14 protein-coding genes and 2 rRNA genes (1 of these 16 cut by a window edge) are annotated in these 21,969 nt (G+C 61.9%); 2 read left to right on the top strand and 14 right to left on the bottom strand.

Annotated features, from left to right (window positions below; genetic code table 11):
- The 5 genes from hemE to I6L49_RS19970 all read right to left on the bottom strand — a co-directional run bounded on the left by hemE (position 1) and on the right by I6L49_RS19970 (position 7,259).
- A complete protein-coding gene (hemE, locus tag I6L49_RS19990; protein WP_005335440.1) occupies positions 1–1,068 on the bottom strand; it encodes a uroporphyrinogen decarboxylase in 1,068 nt (355 codons plus the stop codon).
- A 182-nt stretch (positions 1,069–1,250) separates the two neighbouring features.
- Positions 1,251–2,030, bottom strand: a complete 780-nt coding sequence (gene nudC / locus I6L49_RS19985; protein WP_216950224.1) for an NAD(+) diphosphatase — start codon at positions 2,028–2,030, stop codon at positions 1,251–1,253.
- Positions 2,031–2,276: 246 nt separating this feature from the next.
- Positions 2,277–5,441, bottom strand: coding sequence for a bifunctional proline dehydrogenase/L-glutamate gamma-semialdehyde dehydrogenase PutA (putA, locus tag I6L49_RS19980; protein ID WP_216950223.1), 3,165 nt, complete (start codon positions 5,439–5,441; stop codon positions 2,277–2,279).
- A 313-nt stretch (positions 5,442–5,754) separates the two neighbouring features.
- Positions 5,755–6,360, bottom strand: coding sequence for a TIGR04211 family SH3 domain-containing protein (locus tag I6L49_RS19975; RefSeq protein WP_005335443.1), 606 nt, complete (start codon positions 6,358–6,360; stop codon positions 5,755–5,757).
- Positions 6,361–6,506: 146 nt separating this feature from the next.
- Positions 6,507–7,259, bottom strand: a complete 753-nt coding sequence (locus I6L49_RS19970; protein WP_005354446.1) for a potassium channel family protein — start codon at positions 7,257–7,259, stop codon at positions 6,507–6,509.
- A gap of 101 nt (positions 7,260–7,360) precedes the next feature.
- Here I6L49_RS19970 and I6L49_RS19965 point away from each other — a divergent pair, with 101 nt between their 5' ends.
- Together I6L49_RS19965 and glnE are read left to right on the top strand one after the other, a co-directional pair.
- Positions 7,361–8,611, top strand: coding sequence for a methyl-accepting chemotaxis protein (locus tag I6L49_RS19965; RefSeq protein ID WP_216950222.1), 1,251 nt, complete (start codon positions 7,361–7,363; stop codon positions 8,609–8,611).
- Between the two features lie 205 nt (positions 8,612–8,816).
- Entirely contained in the window at positions 8,817–11,690 is a 2,874-nt protein-coding gene (glnE, locus tag I6L49_RS19960; protein WP_216950221.1) for a bifunctional [glutamate--ammonia ligase]-adenylyl-L-tyrosine phosphorylase/[glutamate--ammonia-ligase] adenylyltransferase, read from the top strand.
- A 91-nt stretch (positions 11,691–11,781) separates the two neighbouring features.
- Here glnE and I6L49_RS19955 read toward each other — a convergent pair whose 3' ends face one another.
- From I6L49_RS19955 to I6L49_RS19915, 9 genes are all read right to left on the bottom strand, one after another.
- The gene (locus tag I6L49_RS19955) at positions 11,782–12,312 is read right to left on the bottom strand and encodes a GNAT family N-acetyltransferase (protein ID WP_216950220.1); all 531 of its coding nucleotides are present in this window, start codon (positions 12,310–12,312) and stop codon (positions 11,782–11,784) included.
- A 95-nt stretch (positions 12,313–12,407) separates the two neighbouring features.
- Positions 12,408–14,606, bottom strand: a complete 2,199-nt coding sequence (locus tag I6L49_RS19950) for a glycoside hydrolase (protein WP_216950219.1) — start codon at positions 14,604–14,606, stop codon at positions 12,408–12,410.
- A 108-nt stretch (positions 14,607–14,714) separates the two neighbouring features.
- Positions 14,715–15,548, bottom strand: a complete 834-nt coding sequence (locus I6L49_RS19945) for a DUF2861 family protein (protein WP_216950218.1) — start codon at positions 15,546–15,548, stop codon at positions 14,715–14,717.
- Entirely contained in the window at positions 15,545–16,192 is a 648-nt protein-coding gene (locus tag I6L49_RS19940) for a response regulator transcription factor (protein WP_203130021.1), read from the bottom strand. Before I6L49_RS19940 ends, I6L49_RS19945 begins: the two co-directional genes overlap by 4 nt.
- Complete coding sequence (locus tag I6L49_RS19935) at positions 16,189–17,571, bottom strand: DUF3404 domain-containing protein (RefSeq protein ID WP_216950217.1); 1,383 nt, start codon at positions 17,569–17,571, stop codon at positions 16,189–16,191. Before I6L49_RS19935 ends, I6L49_RS19940 begins: the two co-directional genes overlap by 4 nt.
- 145 nt (positions 17,572–17,716) lie before the next feature.
- Positions 17,717–19,879: an AsmA family protein gene (locus I6L49_RS19930; protein WP_216950216.1), complete on the bottom strand. Its 2,163-nt coding sequence runs from the start codon at positions 19,877–19,879 to the stop codon at positions 17,717–17,719.
- Between the two features lie 132 nt (positions 19,880–20,011).
- Positions 20,012–20,518, bottom strand: coding sequence for an NUDIX domain-containing protein (locus I6L49_RS19925; protein WP_216950215.1), 507 nt, complete (start codon positions 20,516–20,518; stop codon positions 20,012–20,014).
- Between the two features lie 187 nt (positions 20,519–20,705).
- Positions 20,706–20,820 (bottom strand): 5S ribosomal RNA (gene rrf, locus I6L49_RS19920).
- A 79-nt stretch (positions 20,821–20,899) separates the two neighbouring features.
- Positions 20,900–21,969 (bottom strand): 23S ribosomal RNA (locus tag I6L49_RS19915); it runs 1,820 nt beyond the window's last position.

Below are 21,969 nucleotides of genomic sequence, written 5' to 3'. Positions count from 1 at the left end.
TTAGCGGCCGTGGTACTGGGCGGAGAGCTCGTGTACCGCGTTGACGAACACGCCAGCGTGCTCCGGGTTCACATCCTGATGGATGCCGTGGCCGAGGTTGAAGACGTGGCCATTGCCGTGACCGAAACCGGCCAGAATGGAGGCGACCTCTTCACGGATGCGAGCCGGAGTGGCATAGAGCATGGAGGGATCCATATTGCCCTGCAGCGCCACCTTGTCACCGACCCGACGCTTGGCGTCGGCAATGTCGGTGGTCCAGTCCAGACCCAGCGCATCGCAACCGGTGGCTGCAATCTGCTCCAACCACTGACCACCGTTCTTGGTAAACAGGGTGACCGGCACGCGGCGACCGTCGTGCTCGCGGATCAGGCCATCGACAATCTTGTGCATGTACTGCAGGGAGAAGTCGCGGTAATCGCGCGGGGTGAGCACGCCGCCCCAAGTGTCGAACACCATGACAGCCTGCGCACCCGCCTTGATCTGGGCGTTGAGGTAAGCAATCACGCTGTCGGCCAGCTTGTCGAGCAGCAGGTGCAGGGTTTGCGGCTCCGCGTACATCATCTGCTTGATCTTGGTGAATGCCTTGGAGCTGCCCCCCTCCACCATGTAGGTGGCCAGGGTCCATGGGCTGCCGGAGAAGCCGATGAGCGGCACTTCACCCTTCAGCTCGCGGCGGATGGTGCGCACCGCATTCATCACGTAGCCCAGCTCATCTTCCGGATCCGGAATGGGCAGCGCCTGCACATCGGCCATGGAGGTGATCGGACGCTCGAAGCGCGGGCCTTCACCCTGCTCGAAGTAGAGCCCCAGCCCCATGGCATCGGGCACGGTGAGGATGTCGGAGAAGAGGATGGCGGCATCGAGCGGGTAGCGGCGCAGCGGCTGCAGGGTGACTTCACAGGCCAGCTCGGCATTGCGGCACAGGGACATGAAATCCCCCGCCTGGGCGCGAGTCGCCTTGTATTCCGGCAGATAGCGCCCTGCCTGGCGCATCATCCATACCGGCGTCATGTCTACATCCTGACGCAGCAAAGCGCGCAGGTATCGATCGTTCTTCAGCTCTTTCATCCCAGTTCCTGAATTCATATCACGCATAAAATGGCGGCCATAATACCACTTTGCCCAGTCAAGCGGACTGCCCAAAACGTGGCAAATAGGTGATCGGTTGCAAAGATGTGAAGGGGCGCAAACCAGAGCACCCCGTTTTTAAAAAGAAGAGCAAAAGGGTTGGCGAAAAGATAAGCGCCTCGTTACCCCTCGCCCGCCAGTGACAACTCGATCAGCCGCCGGGCGATGGTGCCGTGGGGCGGCAAACGCGGCAAGCGGTCGGCGGTAAAGAAATCGGCAGCCACCAGTTCGTCATCCTGCCCCCGGATTTCGCCGCTCTCGTAGTCGGCGGTAAAGCCCATCATCAGGCTGTGGGGGAAGGGCCAGGGCTGGCTCGCCACATAGCGCACATTGCGCACCCGGATGCCGCTCTCCTCGAACACCTCCCGTGCCACGCACTGCTCAAGGTTCTCTCCCGCCTCCACAAAGCCGGCCAGCACGGTATACATGGGATCGTCCGCCTGATAGTGACGACGATGGGCCGCCAGCAGGATCTCCGGCCCCTTGCGCACCGCCACTATGATGCAGGGTGAAATGCGCGGATAGGCCGTGTGGCCGTGGTGGCACACCTGCGCCCACTCCCCCGCCTTCGTGGTCATGGGGGCGCCGCACTCGCCGCAGAAACGGTGGGTGCGGCGGAAGGTAACAAGCTGCCAGGCACGGCCCGCGAGACGAAAGCCCTCCTCGTCCCCCGCCACCATCAGCTGGCGCAGGGGGGCCATCATAGTCGTGTCGGCCTCAGCCCCCAGATCCAGCAGATAGCAGGGCAGCCCCTGCCACTCATCAAAACGCTCGAAACGGGCACCGGCCAGCGCTGCAGGCAGGCACGCTTTACTTCCTTGTGGCACCTCTCCCCGCTGATCGAGCAGTACCAGATGATCGCCCCCCAGCACGAACCAGCGGGCTTGTTCGGTTAATGACATCAGATGAACACTCTCACTTAAGTCCAATTACACAAAGTCCAGTTAAACAGAACCCTGGCCACGACTGGCCGACCAAGGGGCAAACGCCGCGCGAATGGCTCCCATCTTACGACCAGCACGGGTCGCTGACGACCCCGCTGTGGCCGATTGTCCCATTCGTAAAAAACGGATGGCGCAAATAAAGAGGCCGCCCGAAGGCGGCCCGCTGTTATCCGGTATCCCGTATCCGGCCTCTATCGACGCGGATCAGGCATCACCCATCGCCAGCAAGGAGGCGTTACCGCCTACTGCAGTGGTGTTGATGGTGCGGGTCTTCTCGGTAACGAAGCGGCTCAGGTAGTGAGGGCCACCCGCCTTGGGGCCGGTGCCGGAGAGCCCCTGGCCGCCGAATGGCTGCACCCCGACCATGGCGCCGATCTGGTTACGGTTGATGTAGACGTTGCCCACGTTGATACGGTTCGCCAGCTCCTCGGCGTGAGATTCGTTGCGGCTGTGGATCCCCAGCGTCAGACCGTAGCCGGTGCCGTTGATGTCGCTGATCACCTTGTCCAGATCCCGGGTGGCGTAACGCACCACGTGCAGGATGGGGCCGAACTGCTCCTTGGCCAGCTCGCGGATGGAGCCGATCTCCAGCGCGGTCGGCTGGACGAAGTGTCCCTCCATGGTCGCGGCAGGCATCGGCGCCTGGGCAATCAGGCGAGCTCGCGGGATCATCCGGGCCAAATGGGCATCCAGCCCCGCCTTGGCATCGGCATCGATCACCGGGCCTACGTCGGTGTTGTGCTCGGCCGGGTTGCCCACTTTGAGCTCCTGCATGGCGCCGGTGAGGATCTCCAGTACCCGCTCGGCGATCTCCTCCTGCAGGTAGAGCACCCGCAGGGCCGAGCAGCGTTGACCGGCGCTCTGGAAGGCGGCGCTCACCACATCGCGTACCACCTGCTCCGGCAGGGCGGTGGAGTCGACGATCATGGCGTTCTGGCCGCCGGTCTCGGCGATGAGCGGCAAGATGGCGCCATCGCGCTGGGCCAGGGTCATGTTGATGAGCTTGGCAGTCTCGGTGGAGCCGGTGAAGCAGACGCCGCCAATGCGCGGATCGGCTGTCAACTTGGCACCTACGGTGGCACCGTCACCGGGCAGCAGTTGCAGCACGTCGCCCGGAATACCGGCCTGATGGGCCAGCGTCACCGCCAGATGGGCGATAAGGCCGGTCTGCTCCGCCGGTTTGGCGATGACGGTGTTGCCGGTGGCCAGCGCAGCGGCGATTTGGCCGAGGAAGATCGCCAGCGGGAAGTTCCACGGGCTGATGCAGACAAAGACGCCGCGCCCCTGCAGGAACAGCTCGTTCTGCTCGCCGGTATAACCGGGCAGCAGGGTCGCCTGCCCCATCAGACTGCGGGCCTGCACCGCGTAGTAGCGGCAGAAATCCACCGCTTCACGCACCTCATCGATGCCATCTTGCAGCAGCTTGCCCGCCTCGCGGGTACAGAGGGAGACAAACTGCTCGCGATTCGCTTCCAGCAAATCTGCCAGCTTCTCCAGCGCCGCGGCACGCTCGCTCACCGGGGTTTCACGCCAGCGCGGGAAGGCGGCGTGGGCCGAAGCCAAGGCTTGCTCCACCGCCTGCTCGTCGGCCCAGTGGATCTTGCCGACGGTGAGGCTCACATCCTGCGGGCTCAGCACAGTGCGGGCTTCGCTGCGCTTGAGGGTCTCGCCATCGACGATGGGCCCTGCCAGCCACTGCTTGCTCTCCAGCTCTTTCAAGCGGGCGAAGAAGGGGCGCTGGATGGAGAGGATGTTCATGTTGACGCCGCTGGAGTTCTTGCGGTCGCTGAACAGGTTCACCGGCTGCGGAATGCGGTCGTTGGCAAAGCCGGAGTAGCGCTTGAGGGTGCGCAGCGGATGCTCGGCCAGCGAGTCCACCGGGGTATTGGGGTCCACCAGCTTGTGAACGAAGGAGGTGTTGGCCCCGTTCTCCAGCAGGCGGCGCACCAGATAGGGCAGCAGATCCTTGTGGGCACCGACCGGCGCATAGATGCGGCAGTGCAGGCCGGGATTGTCGTTCAGCACGGCGTTGTGCAGCTCCTCCCCCATGCCGTGGAGACGCTGGAATTCAAACTGGCGATCACCGGCCATCTCCAGAATGCTGACCACGGTATTGGCATTGTGGGTGGCAAACTGAGGGGCGATAAAGCCGCGAGTCGGCTCGCTCAGCAGGTAGCGGGCGCAGGCGAGGTAGGAGATATCGGTACCCGCCTTGCGGGTAAACAGCGGGTAGCCGGGCAGGCCCGCCTGCTGGGCATATTTCAGTTCGCTGTCCCAGTAGGCGCCTTTTACCAGTCGCACCGGAATGAGGTCACCCTGCTCGCGAGCCAGTGCGGTGAGCCAGCAGAGTACCGGCAGGGCGCGCTTGGAGTAAGCCTGTACCACCATGCCGAGCTTGCCCCAGCCAAGGTTGGCATCGGAGCGGTAGAGTTGCTCGAACAGATCCAGCGACAGCTCGAGGCGGTCCATCTCCTCGGCATCGATGCTAATGGCCACATCCTTGTCGCGGGCCAGACGCACCAGCCCCACCAGCCGCTCGCACATCTCGCCGAGCACCCGTTCGCGGTTGGCCACGTCATAACGCGGATGGAGTGCCGACAGCTTGATGGAGATGGAGGGGGCCGGGCCGCCGTCGCTGATCCGCTCGTTGCCCACCGCCTCGATGGCGTTGCGGTAATCGGTCAGATATTTATCGGCATCCTGCATGGTCAGCGCCGACTCACCCAGCATGTCGTAGGTGTGGGTGTAGCCCAGCTCGCGGGATTTGCGGCTCGCCTTGAGCGCCTCTTTCATGTCGCGACCCAGCACGAACTGCTTGCCCATGATCTTCATGGCGGCGTACATGGCGGAGCGCACCACCGGCTCCCCCAGCTTGTTGACCATGCGCCCCAGCAGGTTGGCCGGGTTGCCGTCGAGCTTCTTGTCGAGCTTGATGATCTTGCCGGTCAGCATCAGCCCCCAGGTGGAGGCGTTGACCAGGGTGGAATCGCTCTTGCGGAAATGGGATGACCAGTTGGCGCCGGAGAGCTTGTCCTTGATCAGGGCGTCGGCGGTCTCGGCATCGGGAATGCGCAGCAGCGCCTCGGCCAGACACATCAGGATGATCCCCTCCTGGGTATCCAGGCTGTACTCCTGCAGGAAGGCGTCGATACCGTCACCGGAGCCGCTCTCCTTGCGCACCTTGGTCACCAGAGTACGGGCACGCTGGGTCACCTGCTCCAGCGAGGCGCCATCCCCCGGCAGCATGGCCGACAGTTCGGCCAGATAGGCATTTTCATCCACCACGTAGTTCTGGGTGATGGCTTCGCGCAGGGCGGCCAGATCAGAGGGGATATAGTCAGCGGCAAGCACTTGAGTAGCTTTGAACATATGGGGTCTTCCTGTACGCCCTAGGGCTGATATCGACAAAGGCGGACGCGCCGCCGAAACGCCGATAATGTATACAATGTTGCACCCTATATGAAATGAATTTGTTGCCAATCTTTAACAAAGATCGCTCATTCCCCCTATGAATTCCCTTTTGAAGCCAATACGCCAGCAAGCGTGAGGGTCATCTGACTTCATTTTGTATACGATCTGCCGCTGCTCTATCGCAAAGCAGCCACGCATTCCGCCCAATGCGCCCCAAAAAAGAAGGGCCGCCACGGCGACCCTTCTCAGCAATTCATTCAGCCAGAGGCTGTCAGTTCATCCAGCGATCGCCACGGCTGCGACGACGGGGCAGCATCGGCAGCAGGATGCCGAGCAGGATCCCCGCCCCCACCATGGCACCACCACGGATAAACCAGTCCATCTGCATGTCATGTTCCTGGTTGTCGTAGCTCTGGGTCAGGGCATCATTCTGCTCTTTGAGATTGCTCATCTCCTCACCCTGACTGACCAGCTGGGCCTTGAGGGCGGCGATCTCCTTGCTCTGGGCAGCGATCTGACCATCCTTCTCGGTGAAGCGTTTCTCGTTGTCACCGTTAAGGTTCTGCAAGCGATCTTTAAGCTCATCGCGCTCTTTTTCCACCTGGGGCAGACGCTCGCGCAGGCTGATCTGGCTCTGCAGTTCGCTGTTTTTGATCCACCCCTCGCGGCCACGACCGTCCACCACCTGGGTGAAACCGGCCTCGCTGTTCACCGCCTTTACCTCCAGCGGTTCACCAGCCTTGACGCTGCCAAGGATCCGGTACTGGGTACCCGGGCCATTGTGGATATAGGTAAAGATGTTGTCTGAAACATAACGGGTATCGGCCAGTGCCTGTTGGGCACACAAGCAGATCAAAATCCCGAGAAGGGCGCGCATGGTCGATCGGTTCTCTTTTTCAGGTTTGGACAAGAGGTTGAATGTTAAGCCGCCAGCAGGTTAAAGGACAAGCAAAGAAAAAGCACCTCCCCCGGATTAAAGAGCGCAGAGTTGCGAGTCAACTCGCAACTTGCCCGTCTGCGGCCTCACTTGTTTTTCAGCTCCTGTACTTCGCTGCGCAGGGCGCGGATCTCTCGCAGCAGCTCCTCTTGCTGGTTGTTGTAGTGATGACGCCACTTGTCGGTCTCGCCATCCCCCTTGTTGGGCTGCAAAAACAGGCTGGCCATAAAACCGCTGATGGCACCGAACAGACCGACCCCAAACAGGATCAGCAGGCTGGCGACAAACCGCCCCTCCTCGGTCTTGGGCACCAGATCCCCGTAACCGACAGTCGAGAGGGTCACCAGCGTCCACCAGAACGCGTCATAGGGTGTCTCAATCTGGCTGCCGGGCTGGCCTGACTCAATCCAGTACATGACGCCGGAGCCCACCCCCAGCAGCAGGAAGAACAGAAACAGGATGCCGGAGAGGGTGGTCTCGTTGCGCTCGCGACGGAACATGGCCCAGAGATCCGGGTGCTCCTTGAACAGCTGATAGACCCGCCAAAGCTGGATCAACCGCGCCCAGCGCAACTGCTCCGCCATCGGCAGGCTACCCGGCAGATAGATCCAGTTGGCCTTGAAATAGGCCTTGCGATCGGAGGCCCGGATCCAGCCATAAGCAAAGTGCGCGAGGAAGAAGTAGCAGATCAGACTGTCGAGGTCATAGAAGAGCTGCAGGGTCTGTGGTGTCAGGCTCTCATGGCCCCACCAGCGGGCCGTCACCAGCACAACCGAGATAATCGACAGAAATGCCATCAGCAGATCCATCGCCCGCAGATGAGTTAAGTGATGTCGCATACATTTTCCAACTTTAAGCACAGTGCAAATTAATAAAAGAGAAGATAATGCCGATAGTCCTGAGGGCAAAGGAAAAAACGGCTTTTAAAAGGAGAATGACAATGCAGCTGAACCTGCTGGAGAAAAGAATGAGCAACATCCGGTTGGTACCCAAAGTGGTGCTGCTGATGGTGTTCAGTACCCTCCTGCTACTGACCAAGCTCTGGTTTGACGCCAACAATCTGGAAGCGACCCTGCTCAGCGAAGGGCTCGATCCCGCCAAGGCGGATGCGATCTCCAATCGCCTGCTCTGGACCGGTCTTATGGAGACCGCCATCATGGGGCTGCTGTTCGTGATCCTGCTGCTCACCGGCTCCCGCCTGATGGTCAAGCAGGTGCACTATCTGGTGAGCCTGCTGGAACGCTTCGCCAAGCGGGACCTCAGCCACAAGGTACTGCTCAAGTCTCGTGACGAATTCGGTGACATCGCCAAGGCGGTCTCCCACTCGCAGGAGAATCTCAAAGAGGTGTTTGGCAACCAGCGCGCCGCCTGCAAGGAGCTCAACGACATCGCCTCCCAGGTGACCCTTTGCATGGAAGAGGCCAACGAAGCGATCAACGAAGAGTTCACCCAGATCGAACAGCTGGCCAGCGCCATGAGCCAGATGGTCGGTGCCATTCGCGAAGTGGCCGCCCATGCGGATCAGGCCTCTCACGCCACCGCCGAAACCAGCCAGCTGGCGGAAGAGGGGAGCCGCTGCGTCGCCGATACCGTCAGCACCATCGACACCCTCTCCGGCAACATCCAACGCTCCGCCACCGTGGTCAACGAGGTGGAGCAGGGGGTCGAGCGCATTGGCTCTGTGGTCGACACCATTCGCGGCATCTCGGAGCAGACCAACCTGCTGGCACTTAACGCGGCAATCGAAGCGGCTCGCGCCGGTGAAGCGGGTCGTGGCTTTGCCGTGGTGGCCTCCGAAGTGCGTGAACTGGCCAACCGGGCTCAGGCCGCCACCGTCGAGATCCAAAAGATGATCGAACAGCTGCAGGGCAATGCCCATCAGGCTGGCGAGCTGATGGCCCAAAGCGTACAGCAGGCCGACAAGGGGGTGGAACAGGTGACCCAGGCCGGTACACAGCTCGCCACCATAGTGCAGCGGGTACAGGGTGTCGCCGACATGAACCGCCACATCGCCGCCGCCTCCGAGCAGCAGAGCTCGGTCGCCGAAGAGATGCGCGGCAATCTGGAGCAGGTCAAGCAGATCGCCGAAGGCTCTGTGGTAGTTCTACGCGAGCTGCAAGAGGCCTCCGAACTGGTCGAGCAGCACAGCAAGGAGCTCGACAGCCAGATCCAGTCCTTCAAGCTGGCGTGACCACAGCGCATAGACAGAAAGGCCCTGCGGGGCCTTTCTTCATATCCCCACCAGCAACCCATTTTCCTTTCTGGATCATGCTTCTCGCCCCTGTGCTGTGACGCGGGGGCCTGACAGTGCTAGATTGGCAGCCACCATTTTGAACCGGCAGCGTTGTTAACCTCGTGTCGTTAACCCTCTGTCGTGAACCACAAGGACGGCAACCGTGGCCCAGCACTCTCCCTCTTTCTCCGCCCTCTCCCCCCTGCTGCAAGAACAGGCCGAGCGCCAATGGCAGCGACTGATCGAACTGGCCCCCGACTATGGCTCGCTGCCCGAGCCCGTTCGCCAGACCCTGCTGACCCTGCTCGGCCTCTCCGATTTTGTCGCCGACTCCCTCTTCAAGCAGCCGGCGTTGCTGACCGAGCTGCTCGCCTCCGGAGATCTGGAGCGCTCCGAACGCTGGCCCGCCTACCAGCGCGATCTGACCGCCCTGCTCGCCGAGGTGAGTGATGAAGAGGCGCTCAAGCGTATCCTGCGCCAGTTCCGCCGCAGCCACATGCTGGTGATCGCCTGGCGCGAGCTGCTGGGCCATGCAGCGGTGGAAGAGAGCTTTATCCACCTCACCAAACTGGCGGATGCCCTCATCTGCTCCGCTCGTGACTGGCTCTACGCCAAACAGTGCAGCGAGCTGGGCACCCCGATGGATGGCAACGGTAATCCGCAACCGCTACTGATCCTCGGCATGGGCAAGCTGGGGGGCGGCGAGCTCAACTTCTCCTCGGACATCGACCTTATCTTCACCTTCCCCGAGAACGGCTACACGGTCGGCGGGCGGCGCGAGCTCGCCAACCAGCAATTCTTCATCAAGCTGGGCCAGCGCATCATCAACGCCCTGCACCAGAGCACGGTCGACGGTCAGGTGTTTCGGGTCGATATGCGGCTGCGCCCCTTTGGTGACGCGGGGCCGCTGGCCATCTCGTTTGCCGCCATGGAGGATTACTACCAGCACCACGGCCGCAACTGGGAGCGCTACGCCATGGTCAAGGCGCGGGTGCTGGGGCCCCAGTGCGAACATGCGGTGGAGCTGGCCGAGATGCTGCGCCCCTTCGTGTTTCGCCGCTATATCGACTTCGGCGTCATCGACGGCCTGCGCCAGATGAAGGCGATGATCGCCGCCGAGGTGCGCCGCAAGGGGCTGGAGGGCAACATCAAGCTGGGGGCTGGCGGCATTCGCGAGGTGGAGTTCATCGCCCAGGCGCTGCAACTTATTCGCGGCGGGCGTGAGCCGGCGCTGCGGGTGCGCCATCTGCCAGAGGCGCTGGCCGCCATCGCCCAGTGCGGCGCCCTCAAATCCACCCATTGCAACCGCCTGCTGGATGCCTATCGCTTCCTGCGCCGGGTCGAGAACATCTTGCAGGAGATCGGCGATCAGCAGACCCAGACCCTGCCCACCGAGGAGCGGGATCGCCAGCGGCTCGTCGCCGCCCTCGGCTTTGCTGACTGGGGCGCCTTCATGGCTCATCTGGACGAGGAGATGGCGGCCGTCCATCAGGAGTTTGCCGCCGTGGTGGGGGAAGAGAAAGAGGCCCCCGCCCATCTGGAGCAACTCTGGCTCGATCTGTGGCGCACCGAGCTCGACGCCGCCGAGTTGGAGCAGCTGCTGACCGCGCAGGGAGTGGCCGAGCCCGCCCCGCTCAGCGCCGCGCTGCTGCGCTTCAAGGAGGAGTACAAGCGACGTCAGGTAGGGCCGCAGGGGCGCATCGCGCTGGACTGGCTGATGCCGGAGCTGCTGCGGCTGGTGGTCGCCAGCGAACAGCCCGCCCGCCTGTTCGAGCGGGTGTGCGAGCTGCTGACCCGCATCTTCACCCGCAGCGCCTATCTGCAGCTGCTGGCGGAGAACCCGGGCGCCCTGCGCCAGCTGGTGCGGCTGTGTGACGCCAGCCATCTGGTGAGCGAACAGCTGGCCCGCTACCCTATCCTGCTGGACGAGCTGCTCGATCCCCAGCACCTCTACCACCCCACCCCGCTCGATCAGTACAAGCCCCAGTTGCGCCAGTTCCTGCTGCGCATCCCCGAAGAGGACGTGGAGCAGCAGATGGAGGCGCTGCGCCAGTTCAAACAGGTGCAGCTGCTGCGCATCGTGGCGGCCGACATCGCCGGCGCCCTGCCGCTGATGAAGGTGAGCGACCACCTCACCTGGCTGGCGGAGGCGATCACCGAAGAGGTGGTCAATCAGGCCTGGGCCCAGATGAGCGAGCGCTACGGAGTGCCGCCCGAGGTGGCAACCAGCGGCCAGCGCGGCTTTGCGGTGGTGGCCTATGGCAAGCTGGGCGGCATCGAGCTCGGCTACGGCTCGGATCTCGATCTGGTGTTCCTGCACGGCGGCGACCCCAACAGCTACACAGATGGCCGCAAGCCCATCGACAGCCGCCAGTTCTACCTGCGCCTCGCCCAGCGGATCCTGCACCTGTTCAGCACCCGTACCCCCTCCGGGATCCTCTACGAGATCGATATGCGGCTGCGCCCCTCCGGCGACTCCGGCCTGCTGGTCTCGTCGCTGTCGGCCTATGAGCAGTATCAGCAAAACGAGGCGTGGACCTGGGAACATCAGGCGCTGGTGCGGGCTCGCCCCATCTATGGCGATGACGCCATCGTTGCCGAATTTGCCCGTATCCGCCGCGATGTGCTGGCCAAGGAGCGGGAGCTGCCGACCCTGGCCCGCGAGGTGCGCGAGATGCGCCACAAGATGCGGGATCACCTGCTCAAAGCCGGTGCCGGCGAGTTCGACCTCAAGCAGTCCCCCGGCGGCATGGTGGATATCGAGTTTATCGCCCAGTATCTGGTGCTGGCCCACGCCTGCGGTGAACCCGATGCCCTCACCCGCTGGTCCGATAACGTGCGCATCTTCGATGAGTGCGTCATGGCGGGGGTGCTGACCCTGGAGCAGGCGGAGGGGCTGAAGCAGGCCTATCTGGAGATCCGCAACCTCGGCCATCGCCTCAACCTCTCGGAGATCTCCCGCAAGGTAAGCGACGATCAGCTGCAAAACGAGCGCAGCCATGTGCTCGCCGTCTGGCACAAGCTGCTGGGGGAGTAATTCCCTCCAGCGGCAATGAAAAAGGGCCCGCCTGAATTGCTTCAGGCGGGCCCAGCTCTTATCGGTAAAACAGCATTCTTACGGCTGCTCCTCAGCCGTGCTCCATCACCGTCTCCACCAGCATGCTGTTGAAACGCTGATAGGCCTCTTCCTCAAGAAGCCCCGGATAGCTCAACACCCGTAGCGCATGACCTTGATAGTCCGGATGATAGGGCGGGTGGACATGGGCATAGTCGTTGAGACAAAAGCCCAGCCCCTGATAGAAGCGCAGACGGCGAATGGCAATCTCATCCTCTGGCGGATCGATCTCGAGAATGACGGTTTTGCCTGCCCGCTCGCAAAATTCAGCCAGCAGGCGGCTGCCGTAGTTGCGGCCGCGCAGCGCCGGATTGATGGCCAGATGTTCGATATAGATCTGCTCACCGCACGCCCGCCAGAAGATGAAACCGAGCAGCAGGCCGTCCAGATAAAAGATTTGGCAGTGATAGCGAGGATCCCGCATCTTCTGGGGCTGATGCTGTGACTGGCGCTGCTCGTAGCGGGGAAAACTCTCGCCATAGATCTGCCAGACCAGCGGCCACGCCGGATGGTTTACCTCTCTAATCACTTCACTCTCAATCATCAGAACTGCCTCTCGTTTATTTTGCAGAACGTTCATCTATACATAAAAAGTTCTGCCACAGCATCATCTGATGAAATAAAAGCCAGAACGCCAGATTAGCGGACGCCATCCGGTTGCGAGACAAACTGCTGCTGGCTGCCATCGGGCAACAGCGCCAACACGCTTTGAGCGGCCAATTTTATCCCTGCCAGTTCGGTGGCTGGGCCGAAGTTGGCCACCAATCTGGTGCCATCGGCAAACTCGCTCTGCTGCACCACACCTCTTTTATCGAGCCAGCGAAAACCGGTGAGCGGCTGGTTGTAGAGCCGCTCATGCAGCGGGCGGAAGAAGGCATCGAGCCCCTTGAGGTAGGGAATGCGCGCGCTGGCGCTATCCAGACTGAGGTTGAGCAGCGGCGGCACGTTGTAGAGCTGCTGCAACAGCTCGGTGACCTGACGGCTCTCCTTGAACTTGAGGCTATCCATCGTCCAGTGGTGGGTGGTCACTATGCTGTCGTGAAAAACGCTCTGGAGCAGCGGCAACCGCAGCGCCGGATCGAAGTAAAGCCCCTGATACTCAGGTTTTAGGTGGCTCTGGCGAAAGAAGAACGCGGGCTGAAACTCGGGATACCAGGCCCCCAGATAGTAGGGAGAGCGCTTGTTGCGGCGCATATCGGGATCCTGCCAGCCAAAGCCGCTGGTCTGGGGGCCATGGGCAAAGGCCGCGGTGCGGTTGGCAACAGCGCCGCCCTCCTCGGAGCCCACCAGTACACCCTGACTCCTGGCAATCCACGCCATCCCGGCCATCCGGTTTTGCGCATCCTGCGCCTGAGTGGTCGGCTTGGCCGGGTCGAAGTCGTCAAACACCATGCCGGTCGCCGCCACATCGAGGAACCAGCTGTTGTAGTGGCTCGCCTGCTGCAATTTGGGCACTCGCTGCTCCATCACCGGGCGCACACAGGCCTGATTGGTGTAGACGCCGCTATTTTGAAAGCCGCTCTTGCGCCGTCCGTTCTCCTGCATGATGCCGCAGCGCAGGTAAATATCCTGCCCCATCTGGGCGGTGAGCCAGCTCTGCTGGCGATTTCCCTCCGGCAGCGCGGTATCGTAAGAGTCGTAGGGAGCGATGAGATAGCCCGCCGCTTTGGCAAGTGCAATCCCCTGCGGCGCAGCAAAACCGGCAGTCCACTGGGGCAGCCCCAGCCAGAGTCTGGGTAGTCCAGCCTGCTTGAGAGCGGCGATCATCTTGGCCGAGCTGCCATCGCCCCAACTCTGCGGCTCGTTGAGCGCAGCGCCCAGCTGTCTGACTGCTAGCGCACGCCGGGCAGCGAAATCGGCCGGTTGCTGACCCGGATGGCGCTGCGCCAGCGCCTGCTCCACTCCGGCCAATACCAGATTTTGCAGATAGCGGTTGCGCTCAAGATCGGGCGCTTGCAGCGCCGTTTTGCTCTCCCCCTTGAGCCAGTCGGTGGGCATCAGGCGGCGCAGCGCGGGCCAACTCTTCACATCCTGTGGCACCAGCAGTCGCTCGCCCCAAAGGTAGAGGTGAGAGGCACCGATCAGCCGTTTGCCATCCGGTACCGCCCCCAGCTTGCTCTCGAGCGAGACAAGCTCGCCCCGAGCCTGCAACCAGTGGCGATAGGCCTTGGCCGCCGCCAGCCAGTCGTTGCCCGGCTGCAGCGTCACCACCACCTCATAGGGGTCGGCCAGATTGAGGCGATTGACGCTGTGGGTCGCGGTGAGGGCAATGCCATCTTTCTTCGGAGCAAAGGTGAGCCAGTTGTTGAAGGGGTTGGCAAAGAGGATCGCCAGCTGCTGATCCCCGTGATCCAGCCCGACCAGCGGCAGGGTGAGATTTTCGGTGGTATTGATCCCCTGATACTCCTGCGCCAGTGCCTTGCGCCACTCGGGATGATCAACCGGGATGCGAAAACCCTCGTGGATCGGCAGCATCAGCGCCTGCGCCCCTGCCGGCACTCGCGGCCACACCAGCTCGCCAGCACTCGCACGACTCAAGCTGAGGATCAGACGGTTGCCCTCGAGACGGGCAGAGGCTCGCACCTCGCCATCGGCACGAGTCAGCCAGCTGGCACGCTCCCCCTCCTGCTGCAAGGCGGTGACCGGTTGGCGCGGACCGGGGGAAGAGATGGCAAGGTGCTGGCCCGAGGGTAGGATAGCCTCGGCCGCCAGAGTGGCGGGATCCAGCTCGATGCGCCACTGATCGTTGGCCAGGGTCAGCGCCTCGGCAGGCAGGGAGAACAGCGGCATCAACAGCAGCAGGCGGATCCGGCTCGCCAGCACGGGGAAAGAAGTCATGGTCGGTGATTCCTGATAACACACGGGAATCGCCATTTCAGCAGATTGGCCGCCTGCGATTGTCAGGCCAATGTCAGGATTGCGGTGACCTGACCATCACGACGACCACTAGTCCACCGGCCCAGCCTGACTGTGACTCAGCTGCAACACCAGCTGACCGCGCTGGCTGGTCTGCACCAGCGAGAGGGTGCTCCAGCTATCGGGCGTGGCGGCAGGCCAGTTCACCGGCTCATTGGGTGCAATCCGGTGCCACCAGAGCAGGGAATATTGCGGGCGGGCCAGCACAGCCTGATCGAGCCAGAGCGGAGTGCACGAAGCGGGATTGGCGGGGGGATTGGCCACCGCCAGCGGCGAGCGGGAGAGCCAGTCCAGATCCTGCACCGTAGGCAGCGGCAGCACTACCTGCCACGCTTTGCCCGCCACCGTCAGCCGCAGCTGATAGAGGCCAGCTGGCAAAGGCGTCGGTAGATCGGCCCCGACAACCCTGACTCCGGAGTTCTCTTCCGCCTCCCACTGAGCGCCTGCCAGTCGGTCACGGCCAGCGGGATCGACAAGTTCAGCGGCGGTGATGGCCCCCTCCCCGGTCAACTGCACCCGATAATCCCGCAGCAGCGGCGCATCGCGCTGGATCAGCTCAAGGCGCAGCTCGCTCACCCCATCAGGCAAGGTCAGTGGGAAATCCTTGCCGCAGTGCTGGGCACTCAGCGCGGCCAGCATCCCCTGCCAGCTACGGCGCTCGGCATCGCTGTTGAGGGCAGGCCAAGCCTGCTGCAAAGATTGCCAGGCGTGCCGGTTATCCCCCTGCAACAGTGCCAAGGTAGCCGGTTGCAGCGGGTCGGCGCGTTCGGTTTCCTGGAGGCGTTCGGTTGCCATCACACAGCTTGCGTTCAGCAAGCCGACGCTTAGAGCCAACAGCAGCCCAGCCAGCGTTGCACGCTTCACGTTGGCACCTCCAGCCGGTAGCCGATGCCGCGCACCGTCTCGATGGCCAGTCCGGGCAGCTTCTGGCGCAGTTGCAGAATATGGGTATCGACGGTGCGAGTGGAGGGAAACGCCTGATAGCCCCACACCCGATTGAGGATCTCCTCCCGGCTCAGCACCCGCCCCGCCATCCGCACCAGCAGGGTGAGCAGGGCAAACTCGGTGGGGGTAAAGCTCACCTCCGCATCCTGCCAGCTCGCCTGCATCCGGGCGGGGTGGAGCTGCAAGCCGCCCACCGCCTGAGTGCCATCCCCCAGCTGACGCAACTGGGCCCGGATCCGCGCCAGCAGCTCGTCGTGGGAGAAGGGTTTGGTCAGGTAGTCGCGCGCCCCCGCATCGAGCCCAGCCACCCGATCGCTCACCTCCACCCTTGCGGTGAGCACGATCACCGGCAGCGCCTTGCGCGCCAGCCACTGGGGTAGCCAGTCGAGGGCATCCCCCTCCGGCATGGTGCGATCCAGCAGCACCAGATCCGCCGCCAGCCACTGCTGCTCCGCAGCAGCCAGAGTGTCGCACCAGAGGCAGCGATACCCTTCGCGGGTCAGATAGCGTTGCAGGTTCTCCGCCAGCAGCGCCTCGTCTTCGACAAGCAAGATGGTCTTCATGATTCGGGGTTGCTCCAGAGTTGGCAGGGCAGCGTCAGGGTGAAGGTAGTGGGCGGGCCGGATAGGGCGAGGCACCCGCCAAGACGGCGCAGCAGATGGCGCACGATGGCAAGCCCCAACCCCAGACCATCGGCACGGGCACCGCGGCACAGCAGGGTGGCAAGCCGGTAACTCGGCAGCTCGCCGCCATCGCTGACCGCGAGGATCAAGCGCCCCGCCTGCCAGCGGGCACAGATCCGAACCGGTGCGCGGCCATGCTGGCTGGCGTTGCGCAGCAGGTTGTCGAGGGCAAGATCGAGCCAGTAGAAGGGGAGCGCCAGAGTCATCTCCCGCTCAAGACAGAAGGTGGCGTCATGCCGCTTGCAAACCAGGGTGAGCCACTCGGTGAGACTGACCGCCACCCGCTCATCTTCGAGAGTCTCAGCCGCCAGATAGTGGCGACTGGCCTGCGCCAGCTGATGCAGGCGGGCGACACTGCCCAGCAGCTGACCCACGCTCTGCTGGGCGGAAGGGGGGAGCTGGTCGAAATCGTGGCGCAGCTCCTCGCTGATACCGGAGAGCGCCATGATGGGAGTACGCAGCTCGTGGGTCAGCATCTGCAACGCGACGCGCCGCTCCCGTAGCAGGCGCCAGCGCTGCCAGCTGGCCCACCCCAGTAGCAGGATAAAACCAAGCGTGCTGGCCAGCGCCAGCCACTGCCAACCAAGCGTGGGGCGAGTATTGAAGCAAATTGCTCCGACTCGCTCTTCACAGGGGCCATCGACTCGGCTATCCAGCATCACGCCGAGCCGCTCGGCCTGCGGTTGCCACTGCCCGGCGCCATAGCGACGCCACTGCCCATCGGCAAGCAGCCAGAGCAGGCCGGATTGCAGCAGCCAACGCTCACCCCGCAGCAGGGCGTCGAGGTTGTCATCGCCGAGCTCGCCAAGCAGCCCCAACTGATCACGCCGCTCCCGCACATGGAGCAGAGCGTCGAGCCCCGCCGCCGGATGACCAGCCAGCCAGCGGGCAGCGCTGGAGCCACCCAGCGGATAGATTGGGTGAGCGGCAAACCAGCGGGCCGAGGGTACAGCCCCTTGGCCGCAAAGCGCCCGCAGCAGCGGCAGCCACTCGGCAGGCAACTCATTCTCTGTCCCGCACTCCTGCTGATAGCGATAGATGGCCTGCAGTTGACGCAGCGGATAGCGCTGCCAGGCAGGATGAAGGGGATCGGGAGCAATCAGGCGACGGTCGAGCCGCTGCACCTCGTCAATAGGCAGCGCCTGTTCGGGAGCCTGCCTGGCCAGCTCGCCCGCCAGACGCTCCGCCAGCGGCCCGGCCAGCACGGGATACGCCATGCTGTAGCAGATCAGGGAGCAGAGCAGCAAGATCAGGCGCATGGGTTCAACTCGAGATGACTCCGGATGAAGACACAGCAGCTCACTGCGCCATAAAAAATGTCAGCGCCATTTTTCAATGGCGCTGACATCCGGTCAACCGCTAACGGCATTGGCGCGGCTCCCGACAGCCCATATGAACCGCCACCTATTTGAACAGTCCCTTGAGCAGCTGGTCGGCCACCCCTTTGACGGCCTCGTTGTCGGCCTTGTCACCCAGCAGCTTCTTGAGGCCGCGTTCGGCCTCCTTGCGCGCCTTATCTTCCAGCAACTTGTTGTTGCTGAGCAATGCCTTCACATCGAGCTGATAGCTGGGAGCTTGCCAGTGACCGCCGATCCGCACCGGAATGGTGATCTCCTTGAGCTCGTCCACATCCTTGCCCCCCTGCCCCTTGCTGCTCTCGACGATGGAGGTGAGGAACAGGAAGTCGAGGCTCTCCGGCACCAGCGCCGTCTGCCCCTCGCCCTTGACCCGCAAGGCCGGCGCAAAGAGCTGGATGTCGTTGCTGCGGGCGATGCCGTTGGCAATCTGGAAGCTGGCGGTCAGGGCGCTGAAGTCGGTCTTGCGCGCCTCCTTCACCTGCTCGGCCCCCTTGCCGGTGAGGGTAGCCCGCGCCTCGCGGATCATCTCCGGCAGGTTGATGCCATGCAGGGCACCGTCGCTCAGTTTCAAGGTAACCTTGCCCTGCATCCCGTTGCGCAGTGCCAGCGCGGAGAGACCACGCCCCTGCACCTGCACATCGAGATCGCCCTTGCCCTCCAGCAGATCGCTCTGAGCCAGAGTCTGCAACAAGGGACGAATGTTCACTCCGGCCACCTGCTTGTGCACCTTGTAGGTAGCGGGTTGCTGGCGCGCGTCGAGTACCCCGTTCGCGCTTACCTGACCGCCAGCCACGGTCGCGCTGAACTGTTTGAGCGTGAGCAGTCCCTTGGCCATAGCCACCTGCAGATCGACAGCACCGAGATCCAGCCCTTTCAGGCGCAGGCTGCCAAGTTGCAACCGACCATCCAGATCCACCCCTTTGAGCGCGCCCAGATCCGGTTCGACCGCGGAGAGGGTTTCGCTCTTGCCGGTTACCGCTTTATTGTCACTTGCAGCGGCATTGGAAGCACCGGCCGCCGGTTTGTCCTCTTTCGCCTGTGCGGTCGTGGTCGGTACCGATTTGGCGAGCCATTTGTCGAGATCCAGCTTCTCCCCCTTGAGATCGAAGCTGATTGCGGGAACGGCACCAAGCTGCACGGTTCCATCACCACTCAACAGCGCCTCATCGGCACTCATCACCAGCTTGCTCAGGGTAATCAACTCCTTGTCGAGCTCGGCACGGGCAAACCCGGCCAGTTTCAGCTTCATCTGCGGGCGCGGCAGCGCATCACCTTCCAGCGCAGCCGTCAGCAGCACATCGGAGAGCTCGGCCAGCTTCATCTCTTTATCGAGCCGTCCCTTGAGTGTTCCTTCCAGCGAGCCAGCCAATGAAGCTTGCTGCCCCTCACCCTTGGTCCCCTTCAGCGCCAACGTGAGGTTGCTCCACTCACCAAGGGCCAGTCGGTCTGCCTTGATGGAGAAACTGTCTAGTCGCAGGGACGGATCACTCAGGCTGCCACTGAGGCTCAAGTCTTTCAGTTCACTGGCCATCACCTCCTGCGCCAGCTTGATCTGGGTCTGCCCTTTAACATCGAAAGCGAGCTTGTCGGCACTCCCCTTGGCGGCCAGCGTTACGGGTACCCACTGACCGGTGGCCAGCTGCCCCATATCGAGATCGAGGCGATCCAGTCGCAGCGACGTGCCGCTGCGATCATCCTGTACCAGCGCACTGGCCTGGGAGAGCGCGACACCCTGCAAGCTGATCTGCCAGGGCTTGCTATCAGCGGTTGGCGCAGGGGTTGCGGGGACGACCGGTGCGCTTGCATCAGCAGTGGCATCTTTGATCAGTCCGCTCAGATTGGAGCTGCCATCCGCCTTGGTCTGGATAAAAAGATGGGCGCTACTCAGGGTCACCTTGCCAATCTCCAGACGATGGGAGAGCAGCGGCAACAGGGCAACCGAGGCCTCGCCCTGTTCGAAACGAACCAGATCCGGCTCGGCAAAACCGGCCGGATTGCGCAGAGCCACCTTCTCCAGCGAGAGCCCGAGACTCGGCCAGAAACGCCAGTCAATCTCCCCCGCCATCACCAGTTCCCGGCCCGTGCTCTTGCGCACCTGTTCAGCCAGTTGGGGCTTGAATTGATTGGGGTCGATGAGGCTTATCAGCGTCACGATGGCCAGCAAGGCCGCCACGGCAATGCCGAGCAAGATGAGAACTATCTTCTTCACGATATGCTCCTTGAATCCTGATCCACTGCAGACTATACCACTCACCGTCTGACGAATGGGGTCTGCGGGACAAAAGCGGACAAGGATGAGACAGGGATGGTCGCTGCCAATCCCCATCATCATCAGCAGGGATCAGGCTTGCAAAGAGGATTGCTGCAGCCGCGCCATCGCAGTGCGCGTCGACTCGAAAGCAAAGCGGGACAAGGGAACATCGCGGATCTTCAACCACTGACAGGCGGCCACATCGTCAGCCGGCTGGATGACCGGTTTTTCACTCAGCTTGATGGCGAAAAAGGTGTCACAGGTGTGATAGGTGATGCCATCGTAGGGATAGATATTAGGGTATGAACCAAGATAGATAAAAGGTTGAACGCTAACATCGAGCCCCAACTCCTCCTGCAACTCGCGATGGAGCGCTGCTTCCAGCGACTCGCCGGGATCAACAAATCCGCCAGGCAGATCCAGCAACCCCTTGCCCGGATTGCCGGCCCTCACCGCAACCAGCACCTCATCCTGCCAGCAAAGCGCCACCATCACAGCCGTCGCCACATTCTGGAAAAAATGAAAACCGCAGCCACAGCGAAACTCTTTGGGGCTGACGCTCTGCAGGGTTTGACCGCCACATTTTGGACAAAACACGGGCTATCTCCGACCAGATAAAGCGCTATTTTACGCTGCCATCGCTGTTTTTATGAGTAAAAACGACAGGAAGAGGGGAAGTTGGGGGGAAGGAAAAAATATAACAGGTCAATTATCAGGCGATTTAATAAATAAATTGCAGCCAATAAAAAACCCCGCTCGATGAGCGGGGTTTCTTGGATTGGGTGCCTGGCAGTGTCCTACTCTCGCATGGCGAATGCCACACTACCATCGGCGCTACCGCGTTTCACTTCTGAGTTCGGCATGGGATCAGGTGGTTCCACAGCGCTATGGCCGCCAGGCAAATTCTTCAATCTGAGAAAGCTGATGTAAGTAATTCGTTCATTCGCTACAAGGCCAGAAACACTTCTTGGGTGTTGTATGGTTAAGCCTCACGGGTAATTAGTATGGGTTAGCTCAACACGTCGCCGCGCTTACACACCCCACCTATCAACGTTGTGGTCTCCAACGGCCCTTTAGGACCCTCAAGGGGTCAGGGATGACTCATCTCAGGGCTCGCTTCCCGCTTAGATGCTTTCAGCGGTTATCGATTCCGAACTTAGCTACCGGGCAGTGCCACTGGCGTGACAACCCGAACACCAGAGGTTCGTTCACTCCGGTCCTCTCGTACTAGGAGCAACTCCCTTCAATCATCCAACGCCCACGGCAGATAGGGACCGAACTGTCTCACGACGTTCTGAACCCAGCTCGCGTACCACTTTAAATGGCGAACAGCCATACCCTTGGGACCGACTTCAGCCCCAGGATGTGATGAGCCGACATCGAGGTGCCAAACACCGCCGTCGATATGAACTCTTGGGCGGTATCAGCCTGTTATCCCCGGAGTACCTTTTATCCGTTGAGCGATGGCCCTTCCATTCAGAACCACCGGATCACTATGACCTACTTTCGTACCTGCTCGACCTGTCCGTCTCGCAGTTAAGCTGGCTTATGCCATTGCACTAACCTCCTGATGTCCGACCAGGATTAGCCAACCTTCGTGCTCCTCCGTTACTCTTTGGGAGGAGACCGCCCCAGTCAAACTACCCACCAGGCACTGTCCGCGAGCCCGATTCAGGGCCCTGCGTTAGAACATCAAACATACAAGGGTGGTATTTCAAGGACGGCTCCAGCGCAACTGGCGTCACGCCTTCAAAGCCTCCCACCTATCCTACACATGTAGGTTCAATGTTCAGTGCCAAGCTGTAGTAAAGGTTCACGGGGTCTTTCCGTCTAGCCGCGGGTACACCGCATCTTCACGGCGAATTCGATTTCACTGAGTCTCGGGTGGAGACAGCATGGCCATGGTTACACCATTCGTGCAGGTCGGAACTTACCCGACAAGGAATTTCGCTACCTTAGGACCGTTATAGTTACGGCCGCCGTTTACCGGGGCTTCGATCAAGAGCTTCGCTTGCGCTAACCCCATCAATTAACCTTCCGGCACCGGG

Origin of the sequence: Aeromonas sp. FDAARGOS 1419 (assembly GCF_019047045.1) — a bacterium.
GTDB lineage: Bacteria > Pseudomonadota > Gammaproteobacteria > Enterobacterales > Aeromonadaceae > Aeromonas > Aeromonas veronii.
The sequence above is the reverse complement of the archived record's forward strand: the minus strand, read 5'-3'. Positions and strand labels throughout refer to the sequence as shown.

Excerpts from the sequence above, each read along its gene's own strand:
- I6L49_RS19955 (WP_216950220.1), bottom strand. The coding sequence starts at position 12,312 with ATGATTGAGAGTGAAGTGATTAGAGAGGTAAACCATCCGGCGTGGCCG.
- I6L49_RS19935 (WP_216950217.1), bottom strand. The coding sequence starts at position 17,571 with ATGCGCCTGATCTTGCTGCTCTGCTCCCTGATCTGCTACAGCATGGCG.
- I6L49_RS19970 (WP_005354446.1), bottom strand. The coding sequence starts at position 7,259 with ATGCGACATCACTTAACTCATCTGCGGGCGATGGATCTGCTGATGGCA.
- I6L49_RS19950 (WP_216950219.1), bottom strand. The coding sequence starts at position 14,606 with ATGACTTCTTTCCCCGTGCTGGCGAGCCGGATCCGCCTGCTGCTGTTG.
- I6L49_RS19965 (WP_216950222.1), top strand. The coding sequence starts at position 7,361 with ATGCAGCTGAACCTGCTGGAGAAAAGAATGAGCAACATCCGGTTGGTA.
- nudC (WP_216950224.1), bottom strand. The coding sequence starts at position 2,030 with ATGTCATTAACCGAACAAGCCCGCTGGTTCGTGCTGGGGGGCGATCAT.
- I6L49_RS19940 (WP_203130021.1), bottom strand. The coding sequence starts at position 16,192 with ATGAAGACCATCTTGCTTGTCGAAGACGAGGCGCTGCTGGCGGAGAAC.
- putA (WP_216950223.1), bottom strand. The coding sequence starts at position 5,441 with ATGTTCAAAGCTACTCAAGTGCTTGCCGCTGACTATATCCCCTCTGAT.
- hemE (WP_005335440.1), bottom strand. The coding sequence starts at position 1,068 with ATGAAAGAGCTGAAGAACGATCGATACCTGCGCGCTTTGCTGCGTCAG.
- I6L49_RS19975 (WP_005335443.1), bottom strand. The coding sequence starts at position 6,360 with ATGCGCGCCCTTCTCGGGATTTTGATCTGCTTGTGTGCCCAACAGGCA.